The sequence below is a fragment of the Pannonibacter indicus genome (genome assembly GCF_001418225.1).
GTDB classification, from domain to species: domain Bacteria; phylum Pseudomonadota; class Alphaproteobacteria; order Rhizobiales; family Stappiaceae; genus Pannonibacter; species Pannonibacter indicus.
Genome location: NZ_LIPT01000002.1, coordinates 515,647 through 537,561, shown reverse-complemented (window position 1 = coordinate 537,561; position 21,915 = coordinate 515,647). Strand labels below are relative to the sequence as shown.

General features: G+C 64.2%; 22 protein-coding genes. 4 read left to right on the top strand and 18 right to left on the bottom strand.

Annotated features, from left to right (window positions below; translation table 11 throughout):
* Positions 1-16: 16 nt before the first annotated feature.
* Positions 17-904 (top strand): aromatic amino acid exporter YddG, encoded by an 888-nt coding sequence (yddG, locus tag ASC48_RS05430; protein WP_055454747.1) that lies wholly within the window; start codon positions 17-19, stop codon positions 902-904.
* A gap of 39 nt (positions 905-943) precedes the next feature.
* Here the strand turns inward: yddG and ASC48_RS05425 are convergent, their stop codons facing one another.
* From ASC48_RS05425 to argH, 4 genes are all read right to left on the bottom strand, one after another.
* Positions 944-3,484: a TIGR02302 family protein gene (locus tag ASC48_RS05425; protein ID WP_055454853.1), complete on the bottom strand. Its 2,541-nt coding sequence runs from the start codon at positions 3,482-3,484 to the stop codon at positions 944-946.
* Between the two features lie 177 nt (positions 3,485-3,661).
* On the bottom strand, positions 3,662-4,927 hold the full coding sequence (gene lysA / locus ASC48_RS05420; RefSeq protein ID WP_055454746.1) for a diaminopimelate decarboxylase: 1,266 nt from the start codon (positions 4,925-4,927) through the stop codon (positions 3,662-3,664).
* A 64-nt stretch (positions 4,928-4,991) separates the two neighbouring features.
* On the bottom strand, positions 4,992-5,180 hold the full coding sequence (locus ASC48_RS05415) for a hypothetical protein (RefSeq protein WP_055454745.1): 189 nt from the start codon (positions 5,178-5,180) through the stop codon (positions 4,992-4,994).
* An 81-nt stretch (positions 5,181-5,261) separates the two neighbouring features.
* Complete coding sequence (gene argH / locus ASC48_RS05410) at positions 5,262-6,647, bottom strand: argininosuccinate lyase (protein WP_055454744.1); 1,386 nt, start codon at positions 6,645-6,647, stop codon at positions 5,262-5,264.
* Positions 6,648-6,702: 55 nt separating this feature from the next.
* Here argH and tlpA point away from each other — a divergent pair, with 55 nt between their 5' ends.
* Positions 6,703-7,401: a thiol:disulfide interchange protein TlpA gene (gene tlpA / locus ASC48_RS05405; protein ID WP_055454743.1), complete on the top strand. Its 699-nt coding sequence runs from the start codon at positions 6,703-6,705 to the stop codon at positions 7,399-7,401.
* Between the two features lie 90 nt (positions 7,402-7,491).
* Here the strand turns inward: tlpA and ASC48_RS05400 are convergent, their stop codons facing one another.
* From ASC48_RS05400 to ASC48_RS05340, 12 genes are all read right to left on the bottom strand, one after another.
* Positions 7,492-7,716 (bottom strand): hypothetical protein, encoded by a 225-nt coding sequence (locus ASC48_RS05400; RefSeq protein ID WP_055454742.1) that lies wholly within the window; start codon positions 7,714-7,716, stop codon positions 7,492-7,494.
* A 57-nt stretch (positions 7,717-7,773) separates the two neighbouring features.
* Positions 7,774-8,019: a hypothetical protein gene (locus ASC48_RS05395; RefSeq protein ID WP_141658875.1), complete on the bottom strand. Its 246-nt coding sequence runs from the start codon at positions 8,017-8,019 to the stop codon at positions 7,774-7,776.
* Between the two features lie 366 nt (positions 8,020-8,385).
* Positions 8,386-8,586, bottom strand: coding sequence for a hypothetical protein (locus ASC48_RS05390; protein ID WP_050474067.1), 201 nt, complete (start codon positions 8,584-8,586; stop codon positions 8,386-8,388).
* Between the two features lie 63 nt (positions 8,587-8,649).
* Positions 8,650-10,143, bottom strand: a complete 1,494-nt coding sequence (locus tag ASC48_RS05385) for a class I adenylate-forming enzyme family protein (protein WP_055454740.1) — start codon at positions 10,141-10,143, stop codon at positions 8,650-8,652.
* A 7-nt stretch (positions 10,144-10,150) separates the two neighbouring features.
* On the bottom strand, positions 10,151-11,032 hold the full coding sequence (locus ASC48_RS05380) for a 3-hydroxybutyryl-CoA dehydrogenase (RefSeq protein WP_055454739.1): 882 nt from the start codon (positions 11,030-11,032) through the stop codon (positions 10,151-10,153).
* 184 nt (positions 11,033-11,216) lie between these two features.
* Entirely contained in the window at positions 11,217-12,155 is a 939-nt protein-coding gene (locus ASC48_RS05375; RefSeq protein WP_055454738.1) for an electron transfer flavoprotein subunit alpha/FixB family protein, read from the bottom strand.
* A 27-nt stretch (positions 12,156-12,182) separates the two neighbouring features.
* Complete coding sequence (locus tag ASC48_RS05370) at positions 12,183-12,932, bottom strand: electron transfer flavoprotein subunit beta/FixA family protein (protein ID WP_055454737.1); 750 nt, start codon at positions 12,930-12,932, stop codon at positions 12,183-12,185.
* A 214-nt stretch (positions 12,933-13,146) separates the two neighbouring features.
* Positions 13,147-13,842, bottom strand: coding sequence for a rhomboid family intramembrane serine protease (locus tag ASC48_RS05360; RefSeq protein ID WP_055454735.1), 696 nt, complete (start codon positions 13,840-13,842; stop codon positions 13,147-13,149).
* 95 nt (positions 13,843-13,937) lie between these two features.
* Positions 13,938-14,513, bottom strand: a complete 576-nt coding sequence (locus ASC48_RS05355; protein WP_055454734.1) for a cob(I)yrinic acid a,c-diamide adenosyltransferase — start codon at positions 14,511-14,513, stop codon at positions 13,938-13,940.
* Positions 14,514-14,565: 52 nt separating this feature from the next.
* Positions 14,566-14,763 (bottom strand): twin transmembrane helix small protein, encoded by a 198-nt coding sequence (locus tag ASC48_RS05350; RefSeq protein WP_055454733.1) that lies wholly within the window; start codon positions 14,761-14,763, stop codon positions 14,566-14,568.
* 77 nt (positions 14,764-14,840) lie between these two features.
* The gene (locus ASC48_RS05345) at positions 14,841-15,719 is read right to left on the bottom strand and encodes an SDR family oxidoreductase (RefSeq protein WP_055454732.1); all 879 of its coding nucleotides are present in this window, start codon (positions 15,717-15,719) and stop codon (positions 14,841-14,843) included.
* A 36-nt stretch (positions 15,720-15,755) separates the two neighbouring features.
* On the bottom strand, positions 15,756-17,018 hold the full coding sequence (locus ASC48_RS05340; RefSeq protein WP_055454852.1) for a ubiquinone biosynthesis hydroxylase: 1,263 nt from the start codon (positions 17,016-17,018) through the stop codon (positions 15,756-15,758).
* A gap of 185 nt (positions 17,019-17,203) precedes the next feature.
* On the opposite strand from ASC48_RS05340, the gene tesB reads away from it, so the two are divergent.
* Positions 17,204-18,067 (top strand): acyl-CoA thioesterase II, encoded by an 864-nt coding sequence (tesB, locus tag ASC48_RS05335; protein WP_055454731.1) that lies wholly within the window; start codon positions 17,204-17,206, stop codon positions 18,065-18,067.
* Between the two features lie 4 nt (positions 18,068-18,071).
* On the opposite strand, the gene ASC48_RS05330 is transcribed toward tesB, so the two are convergent.
* Both ASC48_RS05330 and ASC48_RS05325 read right to left on the bottom strand, forming a co-directional pair.
* Positions 18,072-19,274, bottom strand: a complete 1,203-nt coding sequence (locus tag ASC48_RS05330) for a CobW family GTP-binding protein (RefSeq protein ID WP_055454730.1) — start codon at positions 19,272-19,274, stop codon at positions 18,072-18,074.
* A 27-nt stretch (positions 19,275-19,301) separates the two neighbouring features.
* Positions 19,302-20,690, bottom strand: coding sequence for a D-alanyl-D-alanine carboxypeptidase family protein (locus tag ASC48_RS05325; RefSeq protein WP_279626034.1), 1,389 nt, complete (start codon positions 20,688-20,690; stop codon positions 19,302-19,304).
* Between the two features lie 329 nt (positions 20,691-21,019).
* Between ASC48_RS05325 and ASC48_RS05320 the strand changes: the two genes are divergently transcribed.
* The gene (locus ASC48_RS05320) at positions 21,020-21,910 is read left to right on the top strand and encodes an urease accessory protein UreD (protein WP_055454728.1); all 891 of its coding nucleotides are present in this window, start codon (positions 21,020-21,022) and stop codon (positions 21,908-21,910) included.
* Positions 21,911-21,915 lie beyond the last annotated feature (5 nt).

The window sequence follows — 21,915 nt, the reverse complement described above, 5'->3', positions numbered from 1 at the left end:
ATTTCCTCAGGATGCCATGACCGATCAAGCCGCCCGCTTCCGCGCCACACTCGTTGGCCTCACGGCCGTGCTCATGTGGGCCACTCTTGGCGTCTTCGGTGCCGGGTCCGGCGCGGTGCCGCCATTCCTGCTCAACGCGCTCTGCTTCGGTCTTTCGGGCCTGCTGGCCTTTTCGTGGCTCGCCTTTCGCGGCAAGCTCTCCGCCCTGCGCCAGCCGCTGAAGGTCTGGGCCTTCGGCACGGCGGGACTGTTCGGCTTTCATTTCTTCTATTTCACCGCGATCCGCAACGCGCCGCCGGTCGATGCCAATCTCATCAACTACACCTGGCCGCTGCTGATCGTGGTGTTTTCCGCCCTGCTGCCGGGCGAAAGACTGAAGCTGCATCACGTGCTGGGGACCGTGCTCGGCCTCGGCGGTGCGGCGCTGCTGGTCAGCAAGGGAGAGGGCCTCAGCCTCGATCCCGCCTTTGCCCTCGGCTATGGCGCGGCGGCCGCCTCTTCCCTGTTCTGGTCCACCTATTCAGTCCTCTCCCGCCGCCTGGGCGAGGTGCCAACGGAAGCGGTGGCCGGCTTCTGCCTGCTGACGGCGCTGCTGTCGGCCATCTGCCATCTGGCACTGGAAGACACCGTCTGGCCGTCCGGCACGGTCGAATGGGCCAGTGTCGTGGCGCTTGGCCTGCTGCCGGTCGGCCTTGCCTTCTTCACCTGGGACATTGGCGTCAAGCGCGGCGACATTCAGGTCCTGGGCGCGGCCGCCTATTCGGCCCCGCTCCTCTCCACGCTGCTGCTCATCACCTTCGGCTTCGGCACCTTCACCTGGATCGTCGGCGCAGCCTGCATTCTGATCACCATCGGCGCGGTCATCGCGGCAAGGGACATGATCTTCAAGCGCGCTGCGGGCTGAGGAACGGGGCTGAAAACCGGGGTGCCCCCCCGGCGCCCGTCAATAGCTGCGCAGCAGCCTCTCCAGATAGTCGAGTTCCAGTCTCGGGCGGGCCGGATCGGAGAAGCGGCGGCGCAGTTCTTCCAAGATCCGGCGCGCCCGCTGCACGTCGATCTCGTCCGGCACCTTCACCTGACTGCCAAGATCCGGCCCCTGATTGCGGCGCGGACGGCCGAGCGGGTCCGTATCCATAGGCGAACGCTGGCTCATGCCCTGCCCTTCGCCCATGCCCATCATCTGCTCGCCCAGCTGCTGGGCGCCACGGCGCAATGCGTCGAGGGCATCGCCCTGCTGACCGACCGCCTGATCGCCCTGCCCCTGCCCGAGCGACCGCTGGGCCTGGCCCATGGCGTCGCCCGCCTCGCCCAGACCTTCGTTCTGCGACAGGCCGTTGCGCTCCATCTGCTCCATCAGCTGCTGCAGCTGCTGGGCCAGATCGCCCTGGCCTTGCTGCAGCTGGTCAAGCAGGTTGCGCAGCTGCTCTTCGGTCATCTGCTGGCCCTGCCCGCCATTCTGGCCGCCCTGCTGCCCCCCTTCGCCCTCACCCTGCTGCTGTTGCTGCTGGTTGAAACGGTGGGTCTGGTCCATCAGCTCCTGCTGGCGCTGGATCATCTGGCCAAGCTGGTTCAGCATCTCCATCATTTCGTTGGTGAGGCCGTCAGGTGCCATCTGCGGGCGGCCGGTCTGCAGGTTCTCCAGCATGCGCTGCATCTGCGCCAGAAGATCACGGGCTGCATCGCGCGAGCCGCTGCGTGCCAGTTCTTCGATACGCCTCAGCATCTCGTCGAGATCGCGCGTGCTCAGGCTTTGCTGATTGGGATTGAACGGCTGCATGGCCTGCGGGTTCTGGCGCAGCTGTTCGGTCAGCGCCTGCATGTATTCCTGCAAAGCCTGCCGCAGTTCCTGTGTCAGGCGGGCAATCTCCTCATCGGATGCTCCCTCTTCCAGCGCCTCGCGCAAAGCCTCCTGCGCGTCGCGCAGGGCCCGCTCGGCCATGGAGAGATCGCCATCCTCGATGGACAGCGCCAGATCCCAAAGAAGCGGCAGCAGCTCCTTCAGCTGCTCGTCGCTGCGGGCGGCCACCAGATTGCGGTAGGCGAAGGCAAGGCCCAGATGCACGCGCGGCTGCACATCAAAGGCCTCGGGCGCCAGCAGCAGCGCATCGAAAGCATCGATCACCCGCAGCTGGGACTTGGCATCCAGCGCCAGATCCCGGCGCTGCTCCACCACGGCCTTGGCCAGCGGCTTGGAAAAGCGGCGCTGCGGCAGGGTGAAAACCGCCGGTTCCGACGTGCCCGTCTGCCCCGCCTCATCGCGGGCAATCAGGGTCAGCAGCACTTCGGAACCCGCCCAGGGGTGAGACGTCAGGTCGCGGATCGTCTCGCCGGGCTTGGCCGAGCCGGGTGCCTGCGGCGGAACGGATAGGGGAAACTGCGGCGCCTCGACCAGCGGGCGCGGCTCTTCATGGGTGTCTGAGGCTTTCGGCGCGGGCTCGATCTGTGCCTCTGCGCCGGTCACCCGGTAGTCGTCCTGCGCCAGATAGCTGAGCTTCAGCGCACCGCTGAGCTGGGCTTCCGGATCATCCAGCAGGCGGATGGTGGGCGGCAGATCCGGCTGCACGTCAAACGGCCAGGTGGCAATGACGGTACCGCCCTGTTGCAGCGCATAGGAGCCGCTTTCGGAAAGCGTCAGGCGCTGTTCTTCAACACCGGTGTTCTGGGCTGCTGCGGGCTCATCCTCCTGCGCCGGAGTGACCGGCTCGCCATCCTTGTAAATGGCAAGGCCCGAGGTGCCCTGCGCCCGCAGGGTCAGCACGCTGCCAGCCGGAATCTTCAGCGGCACGGAAGGGTCACGCAGGGCAGCGCTCTCCCCGGTGAGATAGATGGGCGCGCGGGCCGTGTAGAGCGGCGGCGTAACCCAGGCATCAATACGGCTGGCAACCTCCTGCAAATCGAGCGGCGAGGTGAAGGCCGAGCCGAGCCGGTTCAGTCTCGTGCCGTCCTGTGTGACCGCAAATCCGGTCACCAGCAGCATCAGGGCAACCACGCGCAGCGCATAGGGATCACGGCGGAAGGCTTCCGGATGGGCAAGGCCGGAGCGCATGGAGCGCAGCGTTTCGGCCATGCGGCGCTTGTGCATCTCCCACAGGGCCAGCGTTTCCGGGCTGGCACTGCCGGGCGGCAGGTCATCCTCGATCGCCGTGAGCGGCCGGTTGGAAAGTCCGCTGACCAGTTCCACCCGGTGCAGGGCGTCCTGACGGCTGGGCCAGCGCAGGCCCAGGAGCGGGCGCAGCGACCAGAGGAATGCCCCGGCAAGAGCCGCCACCAGCACAAGCCGCAGCCAGACCGGCACAACGAGCCAGGTCCCGGCCAGCGAGAGACCGGCAAACAGGGTAAGGAGAATGAAAGGCAGATAGAGCGCGGGCCAGAGCCGTTCCCAGAACAGCGCAACGCGGCTGCGCCAGACCACGGCCTTGAGACGCTTGTCCACCGCCGCCCGCGTCAGATCCTGCGGCAGAGACAGCCTGTCGCTATCCGTCACGGCAATCTCCTGCCCGGATGGAAACTTGCGCTCAACTGGGTCCTGTTCCGCCAAACCGTATTTCTCCGCGTTCAGCCCTCAACCCCGCAGTATCCTAGAGTGGGGCAAAGCGGGTCTGACGGCAACCCGCCCCGGTGATCAAGGGCGATCAAATCCGCCGTGATCGTCTTGCCCGCGTCAAAGCCAGTCCGGCATCCTGTCCAGTCCCAGCAGGTCCTCATAGGACGGGCGCGGGCGGATCACGGCATATTGCGAGCCGTTCACAAGCACTTCGGGCACCAGAAGGCGGGTATTGTAGCTGGAGGATTGTGTCGCGCCGTAGGCACCGGCGGTATAAACCGCCAGCAAATCCCCCGCCTTCACCTCCGGCAGATCGCGGCCCAGGGCGAGATAGTCGCCCGTTTCGCATACCGGACCTACCACATCGGCAATGATTCGCCCGCTGTCTGCGGCCGGTTCCACCACCGGTCCAACCTCGTGCCAGGCATCATACAGCGTCGGCCGGATCAGATCGTTCATGGCCGCATCGACAATGACGAAGGACTTGTCCTGGCCCTTCTTCACATAGATCACCCGGGTGACCAGAATGCCGGCATTGCCCGCAATCAGGCGGCCGGGCTCGAAGATCACCTGACAGTCCAGCCGCTCCACATGTTTGCGCACGACAGCGGCATAGTCATCCGGGTGCGGCGGCGGAGTGTTGTCAAACACATAGGGCACGCCCAGGCCGCCGCCGAGATCGACGTGATCAATCTCATGCCCGTCGGAGCGCAGCTGCGCCACAAGCTCGCCAAGCCTTGAGAAAGCCGCGTCGAACGGTTCCAGCTCGGTGATCTGCGAGCCGATATGCATGTCGATGCCGCTGACCTTGATGCCCGGCAGGCGCGCGGCCACCGCATAGGCCTCGCGGGCGCGCTTCCAGGGAATGCCGAACTTGTTCTCCGACTTGCCGGTGGAGATCTTGGCATGGGTGCGCGCGTCCACATCCGGATTGATGCGCAACGACACCCGCGCTGTCTTGCCCAGTCCTTGCGCCACACGCGAGAGCTGGATCAGCTCCGGCTCGGATTCCACGTTGAAGCAGAAGATGCCCTGCTCAAGGCCAAAGGCATGCTCTGCTTCGGTCTTGCCGACGCCGGAGAACATGATGCGCTCCGGCGGAGTGCCTGCGGCCAGCGCCCGGCGGGCTTCGCCTTCCGAAACCACATCCATGCCTGCGCCAAGCCGGGCCAGCGTGCGCAAGACGGCGAGATTGGAGTTGGCCTTCACCGCAAAGCAGACCATGGACGGAATGTCCTTCAGCGCTTGCGCAAACACACGGAAGTGCCGCTCAAGCGTCGCGGTCGAATAGCAGTAAAACGGCGTGCCCACCGTTTCTGCCAGCTCAGGCAGGCTGACATCCTCAGCATGGAGAACGCCGCCCCTCATCTCGAAATGATGCATCACTGCTCCCGGAACATAGGCGCAGCCGGCGGGATTTTACCGCCGGCCTCAGGACTTTCCGGCGTCAGGACTTCGGCGCGGAGGCAGCGGTACTGGCGGCAGCAGGCTCTGCCGAAGCAGCCGGTGCGGTCTGGCTCTGCTTGGCAGACGCGCGGACGGGCTCCAGGGAACCGCGGCGGCCACAGGCCGAAACGGCCAGACCAAGGCAGAGAATGCAGGTGGCAGCTGCCAGAAAGCGCCGGTTCTTCAGCATGTCGGACCTCGTTGCATGAAACGTCTCAGGTGCGATGTCCTCGCACGCCTTCCCGCGCGCGGCAAGCCCCGCGCCGGTTCCTCAGCCCTTGGCCAGCTGCTTCAGCCAGCGGCGGGCCTGCTTGCGCACATTGGCCGGAGCCGTGCCGCCGTAGCTGGTGCGGCTCTTCACCGACTTGTCGACGGTCAGCACGGAATAGATCTCGCGGGTGATGCGCGGCTCGATTTCCTGCATTACGGCCAGCGGCACCTTTTCAAGCTCAACGCTTTCGGCAACCGCATAGCCGACGATCTTGCCAGTGACGTGGTGGGCATCGCGGAAGGGCATGCCGAGCACGCGGACCAGCCAGTCGGCCAGATCCGTTGCGGTGGAGTAGCCGGAGCCTGCGGCCTTCTTCATACGCTTCACCTGCGGCTCCATGTCCCGCACCATGCCGGTCATGGCGGCAAGCGCCAGCGACAGGGACGGCAGCGCGTCGAAGGCCTGTTCCTTGTCTTCCTGCATGTCCTTGGAATAGGCGAGCGGCAGGCCCTTCATCATCACCAGCAGCGCCATCATGCCGCCGTAGATGCGGCCCGTCTTGGCGCGCACCAGTTCGGCCGCATCCGGGTTCTTCTTCTGCGGCATGATCGAGGAGCCGGTCGAGAACTTGTCCGACAGCTTGATGAAGCCGAACTGGGCCGAACACCACAGCACGATTTCCTCGGCAAAGCGAGACAGGTGCATGGAGCAGATGGCCGCGGCAGAAAGCGCCTCGATGACGAAGTCGCGGTCGGACACGCCGTCGAGCGAATTGGCCATCGGCCGGTCGAAGCCAAGCGCCTTCGCGGTTGCTTCGCGGTCGATCGGGAAGGACGTGCCGGCCAGCGCCGCAGAGCCCAGCGGAGACTCGTTCATGCGCTTGCGCGCATCGGCAAAGCGGCTGCGGTCGCGGGCAAACATCTCCACATAGGCCATCATGTGGTGGCCGAAGGTGACCGGCTGGGCCGACTGGAGATGGGTGAAGCCCGGCATCACGTCGGCGGCGTGGGTCTCGGCCTTTTCGGCCAGTGCCACCAGCAGCCCGGCCAGCTGGCCATCGAGCGTATCGAGCGTGTCGCGCACCCAAAGGCGGAAATCGGTCGCCACCTGGTCATTGCGCGACCGGGCGGTGTGCAGGCGTCCGGCCGGCGCACCGATCAGCTCGGCAAGGCGCGCCTCGATGTTCATGTGGATGTCTTCAAGGGCGCGGGAAAAGGTGAACTTGCCCGTCTCGATCTCTGACAGGATCGTGTCGAGACCGTGAACGATCTTTTCTGCATCCTCGCCCGCGACAATCTGCTGCGCGGCCAGCATGCGGACATGGGCCTTGGAACCCTCTATATCCTGCCTGTATAGCTTCTGATCGAAGCCAATGGACGCGTTGATCTCTTCCATGATCGCGTCCGGGCCTTCGGCGAAACGGCCGCCCCACATGCGGTTGCTCATATGACTGCCTCTTGATAGACGCCCCGGAGAGGTGCCCTTGCCAGGTGAAGAAGACATGAAGCCGACAAGACAGACCCGCTCCGGTTACAGACGTCCGCTGGTTGCGGTCGCTGCGGCCGGTCTGCTTTCAGCCATTGCGGCGGTATACGTGATTGGCAGCCCCGGTGGCAACACAAGCGCAGGGAAAAGCTGCCAGGCCTCGCTGGCGGCAGCCTCCGCTGCCAAGCCCTTTGCCCGGGGTGATGTCGCCGCCTTCCTGCCCGCGCAGAAGCCGCTCGACCTCAGGAGCCTGAAATTCAAGGGACCGAACGGCGAGGACGTCAGCATTGCGCAATTCACCGGCAAGACGGTCCTGCTGAACCTCTGGGCCACCTGGTGCGCCCCCTGCCGCAAGGAAATGCCCGCGCTGGACCGGCTGGCGCAGGCCCGCAACGGCGATGATTTCGCGGTGGTTACGGTCAACCTCGACCGGGGCGGTCCTGAAAAGCCCAAGGCCTTCCTTGACGAAATCGGCGTTGCCTCGCTCACCTATTATTCGGATGCGTCGAACGCGGTGTTCCAGGACCTGCGCAGCAAGGCCCGCGCCACCGGCCTGCCGGCAACGATCCTCGCCGGACCCGACGGCTGCGAGATCGGCACCATGTACGGCCCGGCTGAATGGGACCATGAGGACGCGCTGCAGCTGATCGATGCGGCACGGGCAAAGGCGCCAGGGCAGACTACGGGCCAAAGTACGGGCCAGACGGCAGGATAAACGGCAGGTGGGTGGTTGCGGAAACAACCCTCAAAAAGACAAAGCCCCGCCGGAGCGGGGCCATGGATCTGCTAATGAGGCCGTCCACCGTCAGGCGGTGATGTCCACCGCATTGCCGAGACCGGGAATCTTGCGGCTTTCGCGCTGCTCTTCCTGGCGGGACGTCTCCTGCACGGTCTCGCGGCGCTCTTCCGTCTGACGTTCTGCGGCCTGACGCTCAACCCGGGCTGTTTCCTGCGCAGCCCTGGCGGAATAATCAGGACGCACCCGCGGCGCAGCGAGGTCAGCCGATGCAGTTCCGGAAATTGCAACCATAACTCAAGCCCTTTCCAGTTGATGCCTGCTCCAGCCGGAGCCCGGAGAATGCCGGGATCAGACCGTCACATCGACGCGGTTGCCCATGCCAAGGACGGCACGGCGCGCGATGCGATCAGCATCATCACTCAATTGCTCTGCGCGGTTCGCCTTCCTGTCCGCTTCGCGGTTCACCGCTTCGGCCAGCATGGCGCTGCGCCGGGCGTTGAATTCCTCGAACCGTTCAGTGCGGCGTTCCGAGAGGGTCTTCTCCTCTCTCAGCGCAGAGGCTGGAACACCGCGGTAGCTTTCGATCTCCGCCATGTGAACCTCCATCGTGAGCACCGGCCGGCGAACGGCCAGATAGCTGGAATGCCACGAAGGATAAGATAGGCCATGGAGCCAAAGCAAACATTACAACGAATCAGGCAAATTATCTAAAATTTTATTAAAATGTCGAATTACGCTAGGTTAGACTAGAAATAGCTCAATAAAATCAGCCACCCCGGATTCATATATTAACTATTGATTAATCATAGAATCAAGGTGCCAAAATATTACGAAAGCCCTGCCCTGAATTTCGTCAGATGATTTTATCAGAGGAAAACTTGGTAAACGGCCGCAAGGCTGCAGCCTGCACCGGGCTTGGCCCGTGCTCGCACCAGCGGAATGAGGCGAATCTGAAGGTGGTCAGACGGTAACGTCCACGAAACCGCCGGTCCCTGCGGCAAGCGGTGCAGACCCTGAACCGGAAGAGGCCGCCTGATCCAGCATGGCGACAACGGCCTGATCCGGCTGCATCGACATCTTCAGCATTTTGGCCTGAAGCTGCTGCTGGGTCTGGGCCTGTGTTGCCCCGACAAGCGCGGCTGCGATGGATGCGCTGCTCATGGATAAGCCTCTCTTCGAGACCGGCAGTGTCGCCGCAGAAAGTTAATGTGGCGTTAATAGTTTTCAGGAGTTTTCCCGCCACAGCGCCTTGCGCTGCAGCTTTCCGGAAGGCGTGCGCGGCAGATCCGCCACAAGACGGTAGACCTTGGGCCGCTTGTATTCCGCCAGCCGCTCCACCACGAAGGCGGCGACAGCATCTGCGTCCAGCGCTGCGCCCTCCCGCAGCACAAGAAAGGCCGTGACAAGGCTGATGCCATTGGCGGCCGGCACCGCCGTCACAGCCACATCCGCCACGTGCGGATGGCTGGCAATGACGCGCTCCACCTCTTCCGGCGCAACGCGATAGCCGAAGGCATTCATCACATCATCGGCCCGGCCCTCATACCAGAGATAGCCATCCGCATCCTGACGGGCACGGTCGCCGGTCAGAAACCAGCTGCCGCGCATCACCTCCGCCGTATCCTGCGGCCGCTGCCAATAGCCCAGCATCAGGCCCGGATCATCGCGCGAGACGGCCAAAAGGCCTGTTTCACCAAGGGGCAGCGGCGTATCGCCGCCCTCCTCCGGCAGAATGGCGATGGAGCGTCCGGCCTGCGGCTTGCCAGGGCTGCCGGGGCGCGTGGGCACCTGCGGGCCGCTGGAGACATAGGTGGAAATTTCGCTCATGCCCAGCGCCTCATAGAGCGGCCGGCCGCTGCGGCGGGTCCACTCTTCATGCAGGGCTGCGGGCAAGGCCTCGCCAGCCGTCAGCCCATGGCGCAGGTGCGGGAAGCGGTGCGGCGTAACATCGCCGTATTTCAGAATGCGCCGGTAAAGGCTCGGCACCGCTGCAAACAGCGTGGCGCCCGTGGCTTCCAGCAGATCCGGCCAGACATGCGGATCACGCGGGCCGTCATAGACAATGCTGGTGGCGCCATTGGCCCAGGGGTCCATCAGGCCAACGCCGAGCGTGTAGGTCCAGTTGAAGGCGCCTGCATGCAGCAGCCGGTCCTGCGCGGAGATCCCGTACCAGCCCTGATCCATGGGCCTGCGGCCAGAAGCGGCGCGCTGTGCGTGCAGCACGCCCTTGGGGCGGCCACTGGTGCCGGAGGTGTAGACGATGAAGGCCGGATCGTCCGGCTGCGTGTCCGCAAATGCGCCCTGCGGCGCGCCTTTAAGCGCTGCGATGCCCTCCGGCCCGATGAAGCGCACCCCATCACGCGGCTGCGGCAGCGGCGTTGCACCATCATGAATGACGGCAACAGCCCCACTGTCGGCCAGAAGCATGTCGCATTCCGGCCCGGTCAGCAGCGCGGAACTGGGCACCGGCACGAATCCGGCGGCAATGGCACCGAAGAAGAAAAGCGGAAAATCGCTGGAATGGCCGATGCGCAGGAGGATGCGGTCGCCCCGCATCACCCCTTCGCCAGCAAGCCCGCCCGCAACAGACAGCACACTTGTGGTGAGATCGCCATAGGTCCAGCGCTCCAGCAGCGCCCCGCCCGGCCCCACCACCTCCAGCGCCACCGCGCCCGGATCGGGCGCAGCGCGGGTGAGGCAGTAGCGGGCGAGGTTCATGCCGCCGTCAGCGGGTCGGAACCGGAGTTTCGCCGCGATAATCGTAGAAGCCGCGGCGGGTCTTGCGGCCAAGCCAGCCGGCCTCGACATATTTCACCAGCAGCGGGCACGGGCGGTACTTGCTGTCGGCGAGACCTTCATACAGCACCTGCATGATGGACAGGCAGGTGTCGAGGCCGATGAAGTCCGCCAGCTGCAGCGGGCCCATCGGATGGTTGGCACCAAGGCGCATGGCCGTATCGATGGATTCCACCGAGCCAACGCCCTCATAGAGCGTGTAGATGGCTTCGTTGATCATCGGCAGCAGGATGCGGTTGACCATGAAGGCCGGGAAATCCTCGGCCACGGCTGTGGTCTTGCCCAGACGCGCGACGAAAGCCTTGGCGGCCTCAAAGGTCTCGTCTTCGGTGGCAATGCCGCGCACCAGCTCCACCAGCTCCATGACCGGAACCGGGTTCATGAAGTGGATGCCGATGAAGCGCTCCGGCCGGTCGGTCGAGGCGGCAAGGCGGGTGATCGAAATGGACGAGGTGTTGGTCGCCAGCACCGCTTCGGGCTTCAGTACCGGGCAGAGCTGGGAGAAAATCTTGCGCTTGACCTGCTCGTTCTCGACAGCGGATTCGATGACAAGGTCCACATCGGCCAGCATGTCCAGGTTTTCCGCACCATGCAGCCGGTCGAGAGCTGCGGAACGGTCTTCCTCGGAAATCTGGCCCTTGGACACCTGACGGGCCATGTTGCCGTTGATCGACGCCAGACCGGATTCGATCCGGTCGCGGGACAGGTCGTTGAGATAGACCTGATATCCGGCCACGGCGCAGACATGGGCAATTCCGCTGCCCATCTGGCCCGAACCGATCACACCGACTTTCTTGATCTCGACCACCATCGTCTCATCCGATCCTGTTGCAGGCCGTGCGGTACATGCACGCAAACCGCGCTATTCTTTACAAGGTTCACCGCATCGGGCAAGGACCACGGCCATAAAACCGGATCATACCTTCTGCCTTAACCTTCAAAAACAGTTCAGGCTGCCGGGATGTCCGCAGCAGCCTGAACCTCTTGATGCGCCATCAGGCCTTTTCGAGTTCTGCCTTCAGCTGCGGCAGGATTTCGAACAGATCCCCGACAAGGCCGTAGTCCGCCACCTGGAAGATCGGAGCTTCCTCATCCTTGTTGATGGCGACGATGACCTTGGAGTCCTTCATGCCGGCCAGATGCTGGATGGCGCCGGAGATACCGCAGGCGATGTAGAGCTGCGGGGCAACCACCTTGCCGGTCTGGCCAACCTGCCAGTCGTTTGGAGCATAGCCTGCATCGACCGCAGCGCGCGAGGCACCGACAGCCGCACCCAGCGCATCCGCCACCGGCATGATGACTTCCTGGAACTTCTCCGCAGAGCCCAGCGCACGGCCGCCCGAGATGATGATCTTGGCCGAAGCCAGTTCCGGACGGTCGGAGCGGGACAGCTCTTCACCGGCGAAGCTGGAGAGGCCGCCGTCCGCAGGAGCCGCCACATCCTCAATGGCCGCCGAGCCGCCCTCGCCTGCAGCGGCGAATGAGGCGGTGCGCACGGTGATCACCTTCTTGGCATCGCCCGACTTGACGGTCTGGATGGCGTTGCCGGCATAGATCGGACGCTCGAAGGTCTCGCCATCGATGACGGCGGTGACGTCAGAAATCTGCATCACGTCGAGCAGGGCTGCAACGCGGGGCAGTATGTTCTTGCCGCTGGCGGTGGAGGCGGCAACGATGGCGTCATAGCCACCGGCCAGCGAAACGATCAGGTCTGCCATCGGTTCGGCCAGCTGATGGGCGACGGCATCGCCCTCAGCCACCAGAACCTTTGTAACGCCTGCGAGCTTGGCCGCAGCCTCGGCGGCAGAGCGGGCGCCCTCACCGGCCAGCAGCACATGCACATCACCGCCAAGCTTCACTGCGGCGGTCAGGGCCTTGCCGGTTGCGTCGTTCAGGGCACCATTGGCGTGTTCGGCCACAAGAAGTGTCGTCATGGGTGTTTATCCTCCTGTGACGGGTCCTTAGAGGACGCCGGCCTCGTTCTTCAGCTTGGACACAAGCTCGGACACCGAGCCAACCTTCACGCCAGCCTGACGGGATGCCGGCTCGACCGTCTTCAGCACGGTCAGGCGCGGAGCGATGTCAACACCGAAATCTTCCGGGGTCTTTTCGTCGATCGGCTTCTTCTTCGCCTTCATGATGTTCGGCAGGGACGCATAGCGCGGCTCGTTGAGGCGCAGGTCCGTGGTGACGATGGCCGGAAGCTTCAGCGTCACGGTCTGCAGGCCGCCATCCACTTCGCGGGTCACATCCACGCTGCCGTCACCAACGCTGACCTTGGAAGCAAAGGTGCCCTGGCCCCAGCCGAGCAGCGCCGCCAGCATCTGGCCGGTCTGGTTGCAGTCATCGTCGATGGCTTGCTTGCCGAGGATCACGAGACCCGGCTCTTCGGCTTCCACGACCTTCTTGAGGATCTTGGCAACCGCCAGCGGCTCCACCGTGGCATCGGTCTTCACCAGAATGCCGCGGTCGGCGCCCATGGCCAGCGCGGTGCGCAGGGTCTCTGCCGCCTGAGCCGGCCCGATGGACACCACCACCACTTCCGCCGCCTTGCCCGCTTCCTTGAGGCGAAGGGCCTCTTCAACGGAGATCTCGTCGAAGGGGTTCATCGACATCTTCACATTGGCCAGCTCGACGCCGGAACCATCCGGTTTCACGCGAACCTTGACGTTATAGTCGATCACCCGCTTTACGGGCACAAGGATTTTCATGGGTCTTATCCTCCCGCTTCGGCGGCTTTTTTGCCGCACTGCGTCAACAGGTCGAGCCGGCTTAACATCCCGCGGAGAAAACGGCGGGTTTCAGCCAATACTTGCATTCGGCGCGCGACGGTAAACACCCGGACGCCGGGTGTCAACGATGGCGCTACGGAAGGTCCGCCCAGTTCATGCTGCAACGCAAAGGCTTGGGCAAACCTCATCCGGTTCAGGTCCTCATATCCCGGTCGAACAATCTCACGCCCGGACGGCGCATCACCAGCACAAGAACGGCACCGGCCATAATGCCTCCGGCATGGGCCGCCCAGGCCACCTGGCTCTTCTGGAACAGGAAGAGGCTGGCGATCTGCACGATGATCCAGCCGCCCAGCAGCCACAGGGCCGGCAGGCGCAAGGGGATGCGCCCCATGAACAGCACCCAGACCCGCACCCGTGGATGCAGCATGAGATAGGCCGAAACAATGCCCGAGACCGCACCGGACGCGCCGATCAGCGGCACATCCGAAGCCGGATCCAGCAGCGCGAAGGCAAGCCCGCCTGCCGCCGCGCACAGGAGATAGAAGGCAAGGAACTTCACATGCCCCATGGCATCCTCGACATTATCGCCGAAGACCCAGAGAAACAGCATGTTCCCCGCCAGATGCATGATGTCGGCATGCAGGAAGGCATAGCTGACGAGTGACACCTTGGCGGGCAGGACGGTCAGCTCCGGCGCCAGATCCTTCGTGTCGAAGAACACGGACGGGATGAGGCCATAGGAATAGGCGCTGGCAATAGCCGCATCGCCAAAGCCCCCGCCTTGAATGAGCAGATAGACCAGCACATTGGCGAGGATCACCGACCACGTGACCACGGGCCTCAGCACGTGGCGCAAGGAGTTATGGTCGTAGAGGGGAAAAAACATCCGTCTCTGCCTGATCCCTGTTTTCTCATATGCCAGGTCTTGAGATGCTGACGCATCAAGCCCTGAATTGCTCAAACGCCGCACGGGCTTGACCCTTACCGGTTCTTGCCAGGCACCCAGAGCACGTCGCCTGCGCCCTTGTCATTCAGATACCGGGACGCGACGAAAAAGAAGTCGGACAAACGGTTCATATAGCGTGTGGCAGCCGGGTTGATTCGCTCCTCCGCCGCCAGATGCACCATCAGCCTTTCGGCCCGGCGCGACACGGTGCGGGCCAGATGCAGATAGGTGGCCGCCGGCGTGCCGCCCGGCAGCACGAAGGAGCGCAGCGGCTTCAGATCCGCATTCAGATGATCGATGGCATGTTCCAGTGCGGTCACCTGCGCATCGGTGATGCGCAGGGGCTCATAGCCCAGATCCTTGTCCGTCTCCGGCGTCGCCAGATCGGCGCCAAGATCGAACAGATCGTTCTGGATGCGGCTGAGAATAGCGTCCACCTCAGCATCCACACCCGCAAGCGCGAGGCGGACGAGGCCCACCACCGAGTTGGTTTCATCCACCGTGCCATAGGCTTCGATGCGCAGGTCATACTTCGGGCGCCGTTCGCCCGAGCCCAGCGCCGTCGTGCCGTCATCACCGGTCTTCGTGTAGATCTTGTTCAGAACAACCATGCTGCAATGCCTCCCGGGCGCTCATGCCCTTAGGACGCGCTTCAGGCGCGCGTCAGGGCTTGGACCCCAGAAAATAGAGCGCCGCCATGATGATGACGATAGCGAGAAACTGCAGGCCAACGCGCCAGCGCATCAGCTTTTGCGAGCGGTTGGACGAACCGCCGCGCATCATGTTCCAGAGCCCGAGCAGCAGCACGACTGCCACCGCGCCAACAGCCACGGGAACCAGATAATAAAAGAAACTGCCCATTTCCTGTACCCCTCAGGCGGCAGGATGCCCGCCGCCGCTTTGCCCCGTTTACGCAGACCTGCGCAAGGGGGATGATCTCACTCTTCCCCGTCCGCCGCCTTCATCAGCACCCTGTCGAGGGCGCGCGTGGTCAGGAACCGGCGGGCGATGTTCATCCAGATGGTGGGCTTCGTCACCCGGTAGCGCGCCCTGGGCCGGCTCGCCTCGATGGCGTGCACCAGCTTTTCAACCACGGCTTCCGGCGGAAGTTTCCAGGGACCCGGCTCACCGTTTTCCATCCGCTTCAGCCGCCGCTCGTAGGTGGCGCGGTGCGGCGAGGCCATCATGCCTTCCCTGCCGATCCAGTGATGGAAGTTTGCCAGCGCATTTTCGGTAAAGCGCGTGTCAATCGGCCCCGGCTCGATCAGGCTGACATGAATGCCCGTGCCATGCAGTTCCTGCCGCAACGTGTCGGAATAGGCCTCCAGCGCAAACTTCGACGCCGTATAGGCACACCGGTATTTCATAGCGATGAAGCCGAGGATGGACGAGCATTGCACGATGCGCCCTGCCCCTTGGGCGCGCATCACCGGAATGACCTGCCGCGTCAGATCGTGCCAGCCGAAGAAATTCGCCTGAAACAGCGCCTGCAGCGCCTCGACGGGGAGATCCTCCACCGCGCAGGGTACGGCATAAGCGCCGTTGTTGAACAGCGCATCAAGCCGCCCGCCGGTTTTCGCCAGCACAGCTTCCAGCCCGGCATGAATGGTTTCGGGCCGCTCATAATCAATGAGCACTGCCTCAAAGCCTTGTGCGGCCAGGGCTTCCACGTCCTCCGGCTTGCGCGCGGCCGGAAACACCCGCCAGTTGCGCCCCCGCAGCAGCCGGGCAGAGGCCGCGCCAATGCCGCTGGAGCAGCCCGTGATCAGGATGGTGCGCGGGCCAGCTTCGGCACCGGCAGACACTGTTGCCGTCATCTTCTCCCCCGATGCCCATTTATCCTTGATGCCCGCTCAGATCGCTTCGCCTGTCAACAACCGGGGCGCAGGCCCGGCAAAACCGGCGGCCTCGCGGATGAACATGCCCTTGAGCTTCGGCAGCCGGTCCACCAGACCGAGGCCAAAGTCCCGGATGCCGCGCACCACATCAAGATCGTTGGAGAACAGCCGGTTCAGCACGTCGGTGACAACGCCCATCTGGAACGTGTCGAACCGGCGCCAGCGCTGATAGCGCTCCAGCACGTCGAGCCCGCCGATATCTTGACCCAGACGCCGGGCCTCAACGATGACTTCCGCCAGTGCCGCCACGTCCTTGAAGCCGAGATTGAGCCCCTGCCCGGCAATCGGGTGAATACCATGGGCCGCATCGCCCGCAAGGGCAATGCGCGGGCGGACGAAATCGCGCGCCAGCGTCAGGCCCAGCGGATAGGCATGGCGCGGGCCGTCCAGCTCCAGCTTGCCGAGATGGTGGCCGAAGCGGCGCTCCAGCTCCAGTTCGAAGGTGAAATCATCGGCGCGCACCAGCCGGTCCGCATCGCCCGTGCGCTCCGTCCAGACCAGCGACGAGCGGTTGCCCGGCAGCGGCAGAATGGCGAAAGGCCCGGCGGGGAGGAAATGCTCTTCCGCCCGGCCATTGTGCGGCCGCTCGTGCTTCACCGTGGTGACGATGCCCGACTGGCCGTAGGACCAGTGCACCGTGCGGATGCCCGCCAGATCGCGCAGGCGCGAGCGCACGCCGTCGGCTGCCACCAGAAGCTTGGCCCTGATGCGCCCGCCGCTGGCCAGAGCCACGCTGACATGATCGCCTGCCTGATGAAAATCGCGCGCCGTATCGGGCGCATGGAACCGCACACCCAGCGCCAGCGCCGCCTTGTACAGCGCCGGCAGCATCGCACCGTTCGGGATCATGTGCGCGAAGGGCTCGTCACCCTGGGCGCCGCCGGTCTCGCCCGCAAAGGTCAGGAACACCGGACGCACCGTGTCGCGCAGCTTGCTGTCGGTGACGATCATCTCGTTGATCGGCTGTGCGGTGGCGCGAATCTCATCCCAGATGCCGAGCTGGTCCAGCATGCGGCAGGCCGCAGCAGCGATGGCGGAGGCGCGCGGATCCCTGGCAAGGCTGTCCATGGGCTTGGGATCGATGACGGCCACTTCCATCGACGGATCCGCCTGCTTGAGCGCCAGGGCGAGGGACAGGCCGACATATCCGCCGCCGGCGATCACCACATCGGCCGCGCTCTCCTGAGCAGGACTGTCAGCGGCTTGGGACTCGCGCATCTTCATCTCCTTCATCGCCCGGCCGTTTCGCAAGCGCTGCGCAACAATTCCGGGCTATCTTCCCTTTGGTCAGCATTGACACGGACCGGACACCGCGTCCAATCAGGCATTCACGGACGGTGCGCCACGGGTGCATCCCATGCACTCATTTAGCCCCATGCGCTCATTTAGCAAGGAATGCGGCAATGAACACGGCCATCAACTCACTTTTGTCCATTCTTGACCTCGAACAGCTGGAACACAACCTGTTCCGTGGCCGCAGCCCCCAAGCGGGCTGGCAACGGGTCTATGGCGGACAGGTGATCGGCCAGGCACTCGTCGCTGCCTCGCGCACCGTGGTCGAAGAGCGGCAAATCCATTCCCTGCACGGCTATTTCCTGCGGCCCGGCGATCCGGCGGTGCCGATCATCTATGACGTGGACCGCATCCGCGACGGCGGCAGTTTCACCACGCGCCGCGTTGTGGCGATCCAGCACGGGCAGGCGATCTTCTCCATGTCCGCCTCCTTCCAAACGCTGGAAGACGGACTGGAACACCAGATCGACATGCCGGACGTGCCGATGCCGGAAGAGCTGCCAAGCGAGCAGGAACTCAAGGAAAAGTTCCTGAAGGTGGCGCCGGAAAACGTGCGCCGCTACTGGGAGCGGGAACGCCCGATCGAACTGCGCCCTGTCGATCTCACCCACTATTTCAGCGAGAAGAAGCTGGCGCCGCAGCAGTATGTCTGGGTCCGCGCAACCAGCCCCCTGCCCGACGAAACCCGCATCCACCAATGCGTTCTGGCCTATGCCTCGGACATGACGCTGCTGGATACCTCACTCTTTCCCCATGGCAAGTCGGTGTTCAGCCCGCAGATCCAGGCTGCCAGTCTTGACCATTCCATGTGGTTCCACCGGCCGTTCCGGGCCGATGACTGGCTGCTCTACGCCACCGACGCGCCTTCCTCGTCCGGCGGGCGCGGCATGAACCGCGGCCTGCTCTATGACCGCAGCGGCCACCTCATCGCCTCAACCGCCCAGGAAGGCCTGATCCGGCTGAAGCGCAGCTGAGGCGTCACCCCGGCTTGAAGCCTGAGATGGCCAGCGGGTTGTCCATCATGGCCTGAGCGTCCGGCGTATCGCTGACCATGGCGCCGGTGAAGGCATCGAACAGGCGGCGGACGAAGCCCTCGGCCAGATCATAGGTGATGAAGACCAGCCGCGTGCGCCGGTCGCCGTCCGGCCAGCCTGCCAGCGTGACCGGCGGATGGAACACATGCTGCACCCCGTGAATGACCACGGGCCGCGCCGGGTCTTCGGCGATCTGGATGATGCCCTTCACCCGCAAGAGCTTCGGACCATGGGCGGAGCGCAGCAGATCAAGGAACATTTCCAGCGCCGAGGCAGGCACAGGGCGGTTCGCGGTCAGGGTGAAGGCGCGGATCTTGTCGTCGTGGCGGTTCACATCGTGATGATGGTGCCCATGACCGTGGTGATGACCATGATGAGGGCCATGGGCGTGATCATGCCCGTGATGGTGATGCCCGTGAGCTTCATAGGCCTCCGCATTCAGCCAGCGCGCCACATCGGGGATCTTGGTGGCGGGATCATAGAGCCCGGCATTGAACAGATGCGCGGCATCGGCCTCACCCTTATGCCCGTTGAGAAGCTGCGCACCGGGATTGAGCGCCTTCAGCCGTTCGGTCAGTGCGCCAAGGGTTGCCGCTCCCGCATCGCCTTCCAGAAGATCGGTCTTTGCCAGCACCAGCCGGTCGGCCACAGCAGCCTGACGTACAGCCTCCTGATGGGCATCAAGCGTCGCAGAACCGTTGACCGCATCCACCAGCGTCACGACGCTGTCCAACCGGTAGCGCAGTATCAGATAGGGATGCAGCATCACCGTGTGCAGGATGGGCGCCGGATCGGCAAGACCGGTCGTTTCGATCACCACCCGCGCCAGACGCTCCATGCGGCCGTTATCAAGCCGGCGCAGCAGGTCTTCCAGCGTGTTTATCAGATCCCCCCGGATGGTGCAGCACAGGCAGCCGGATGAAAGCTCCAGAATGCCCTCGCTCGACTGGTCCACCAGAAGGTGATCCAGCCCGACATCCCCGAACTCGTTGATGATGACCGCCGTATCCGCCATCGCCGGATCCTTGAGGATACGGTTCAGCAGCGTCGTCTTGCCGGCCCCCAGAAAGCCCGTGACGATGGACAGGGGAATGGGCGGCTTCGGGCCGCGCTGCGGCTGTGCAGCGCCATCCTGAGCTTCGGTCATCTTGAATATCCTTCGCGCAGCTCTGCGTCAGTTGCCGCCTTTGGCTCTGGGGACGGCGGAAGCTGGCACATTGCCGTTGAAGAGGGAGCCAAAGGCCGGGGTGGTCTGGACCGCACCCTGTGCCGCGCCCGGGACAACCACGGAAGGCCTGAGATCCAGCGGCTTGGACGCAGGAAGACGGACGGAGGGCAGCTCAGCGGCAACCGTGGCGTCAGCTGCCGCCGCCGGGGCGATGGCCACAGCAGCAGGGACAGAGCCTGGTGCAAGGCCCGTGCGCACGGTGATGGGCGCATAAGCCACCAGTTCGGTGCCGACCGTGCGGTCGAGGATCATGTTCCAGTCAACCTTGCCGGATTTGGACGAAAATTCAGCGCCCTCTTCTCCCGGTTCCGCATCGCCTGAGGGAACCGCAATGACCGGACGGCCCTCGCCCGTCGACTGGAACGCTACCGAAGAGCGCGTCTTGCCCGCAGCTTGGCGGATATCATAGCGGGCCAGAATCTGTTCCGGTCCGAGCTTCGGGTTGCGCTTGCAATAACCGTCTGCCGGAAGTCCTGCACCACTCGGCGGCAGGGTAGAGACATGCTGGCCGCGCCCGCCAAGACGGAAACCGCGGTCGATCACCTCCCGGGTGAAGGCCGTGCGTTCCAGCCCGGACCCCGCGCCCAGAACCACGGCAATGACGGTGCGGCCGTTGCGCGTGGCGGAAGCGGCAACATTATAGCCCGAATTGCAGATATAGCCGGTCTTGAGCCCGTCAGCTCCCTGCACACGCTGCAGGAACTCACGGTTGGCGGAGCGCAGCGTCTGCTTGCCAAATTTCAGGCCCGGATGACGGTAGTACTTGTGGGCATCGGGAAACTCGCGCTTCAGCGCCATCGCCAGGATCGCCAGATCGGCAGCGGAAGAGACCTGACGGTTGTCGGGAAGCCCGTGCGGATTGACGAAATGGGTGCTGCGCATGCCGAGGCGGCGCGCTTCCGCATTCATCATCGCAATGAAATTCTCTTCGGTGCCGCCCACGGTCTCGCCAATCGCCACGGCCAGATCATTGGCGGACTTGACCATCAGGATGGTCAGCGCCGTTTCCAGCGTCAGCTGCGTGCCCACCTTGAAGCCCATCTTGCTGGGTGGCTGGGCGAGGGAATTGGCCGACTGGGTGACCGGACTGTCCAGCTGCAGCCGCCCCTCGCGCAGAGCCTTGAGCGTGACATAGGCGGTCATCATCTTGGTCAGCGACGCCGGATACCAGGGCCGGGTCGCCTCATGCTCTTCCAGCACGGTGCCCGTGGCTGCATCGATCACCAGATAGGGACCGATGTCCGCCTTGGCAGGAACGGCCAGCCCGCACAGGGACAGCCAGCCGGAAATGGCAGCAAGGCCCAGCAGGCGCTTGTCAATCAATCGCGAAAACACGACACCCTCGTCATCCGAATGCCCCGGATCAGCCCCGGAACGCAGCCCCCATTTCTCCATACCCGATCAAGGTTAAGGAATGCAAAGCCTCGACACGGGGATGTGAAAGGCCGTGAGCAAATAGACTGCATATGTTCTGGGCATTTGCCTGATTTTTGCACATTTTCAGATCAGGTCCAAACATCATAGGCACGGGCGCACAAGGCGCAGGCACATGGCCCCGGCTTTGCTAGCAGCTCTCTTCGGGGCCGGAACCGGCTTCCGGGGGCCCCCTTGCGCGAGACCGCGCTCCCGGCACAAGATCAGACAAAGCCCAAACGGGGCAAGGGATGGAGAGCACAGACAGGATGCGGGCGGATGCGGGCATTGAGGGTGGCGGAGCAGGTGGCGGCGGCAAGGCCCTGCCAGTAATGCAGCGCGCCCGTGGCACGGCCCGCGTCTCCTTTGCCCTGCGTGATGGCAAGACCCGCCTGGATGGGCTTTATCAATCGGGCTCCGCCAAGATCCGCCTGCCGAAAGTTTACGGCACTGTGCCGCTGGCCGTTCTGCTGAACACATCCGGCGGCATCACCGGCGGCGATCGTCTCAGTTACACCGGACACCTCGCCGCCGGAACCCGCGCCATCCTCACCTCCCAGACCGCCGAGCGCGCCTATCGCAGCTCCGGCGGTACGGGCGAAGTGCTGAACAGCCTGTCCGCAGAAGACGGCGCCCATCTGGAATGGCTGCCGCAGGAACTGATCCTCTTTGAGGCCAGCTCCCTCTCCCGCAAGATGGATGTGCGGCTTGAGGGCTCGGCCCGCTTCACCGGCCTTGAGATGGTGGTGCTTGGCCGCAAGGCGATGGGCGAGAGCGTGAAGACCCTTTCCTTCCACGACCAATGGCGCATCTGGCGCGGCGGGCGGCTCACCTTTGCCGACAATCTCGCCATCGGCCCGGACACGCAGATGCTGGACGGCCTCGCCACCGCTGCAGGCGGCTGCGCCTTTGCCACCTTCATCGACAGCGGACCGGACGCAGAAGGCGGCCTTGCCCGCGCGCGCCGCTGTCTGGAACAGATCACCCCCGAGGGCGGCCCCTTGCGCGGCGGTGTCAGCGCCTGGAACGGCCAGCTCGTGGCCCGTTTCGTCAGCGTGGACAGCCGCAGCCTGCGCGATGGTCTCATCACCTTTCTTGAAACCTGCCGGCAGGCCCCCCTGCCCCGCCTCTGGTCCTGCTGAGCAGA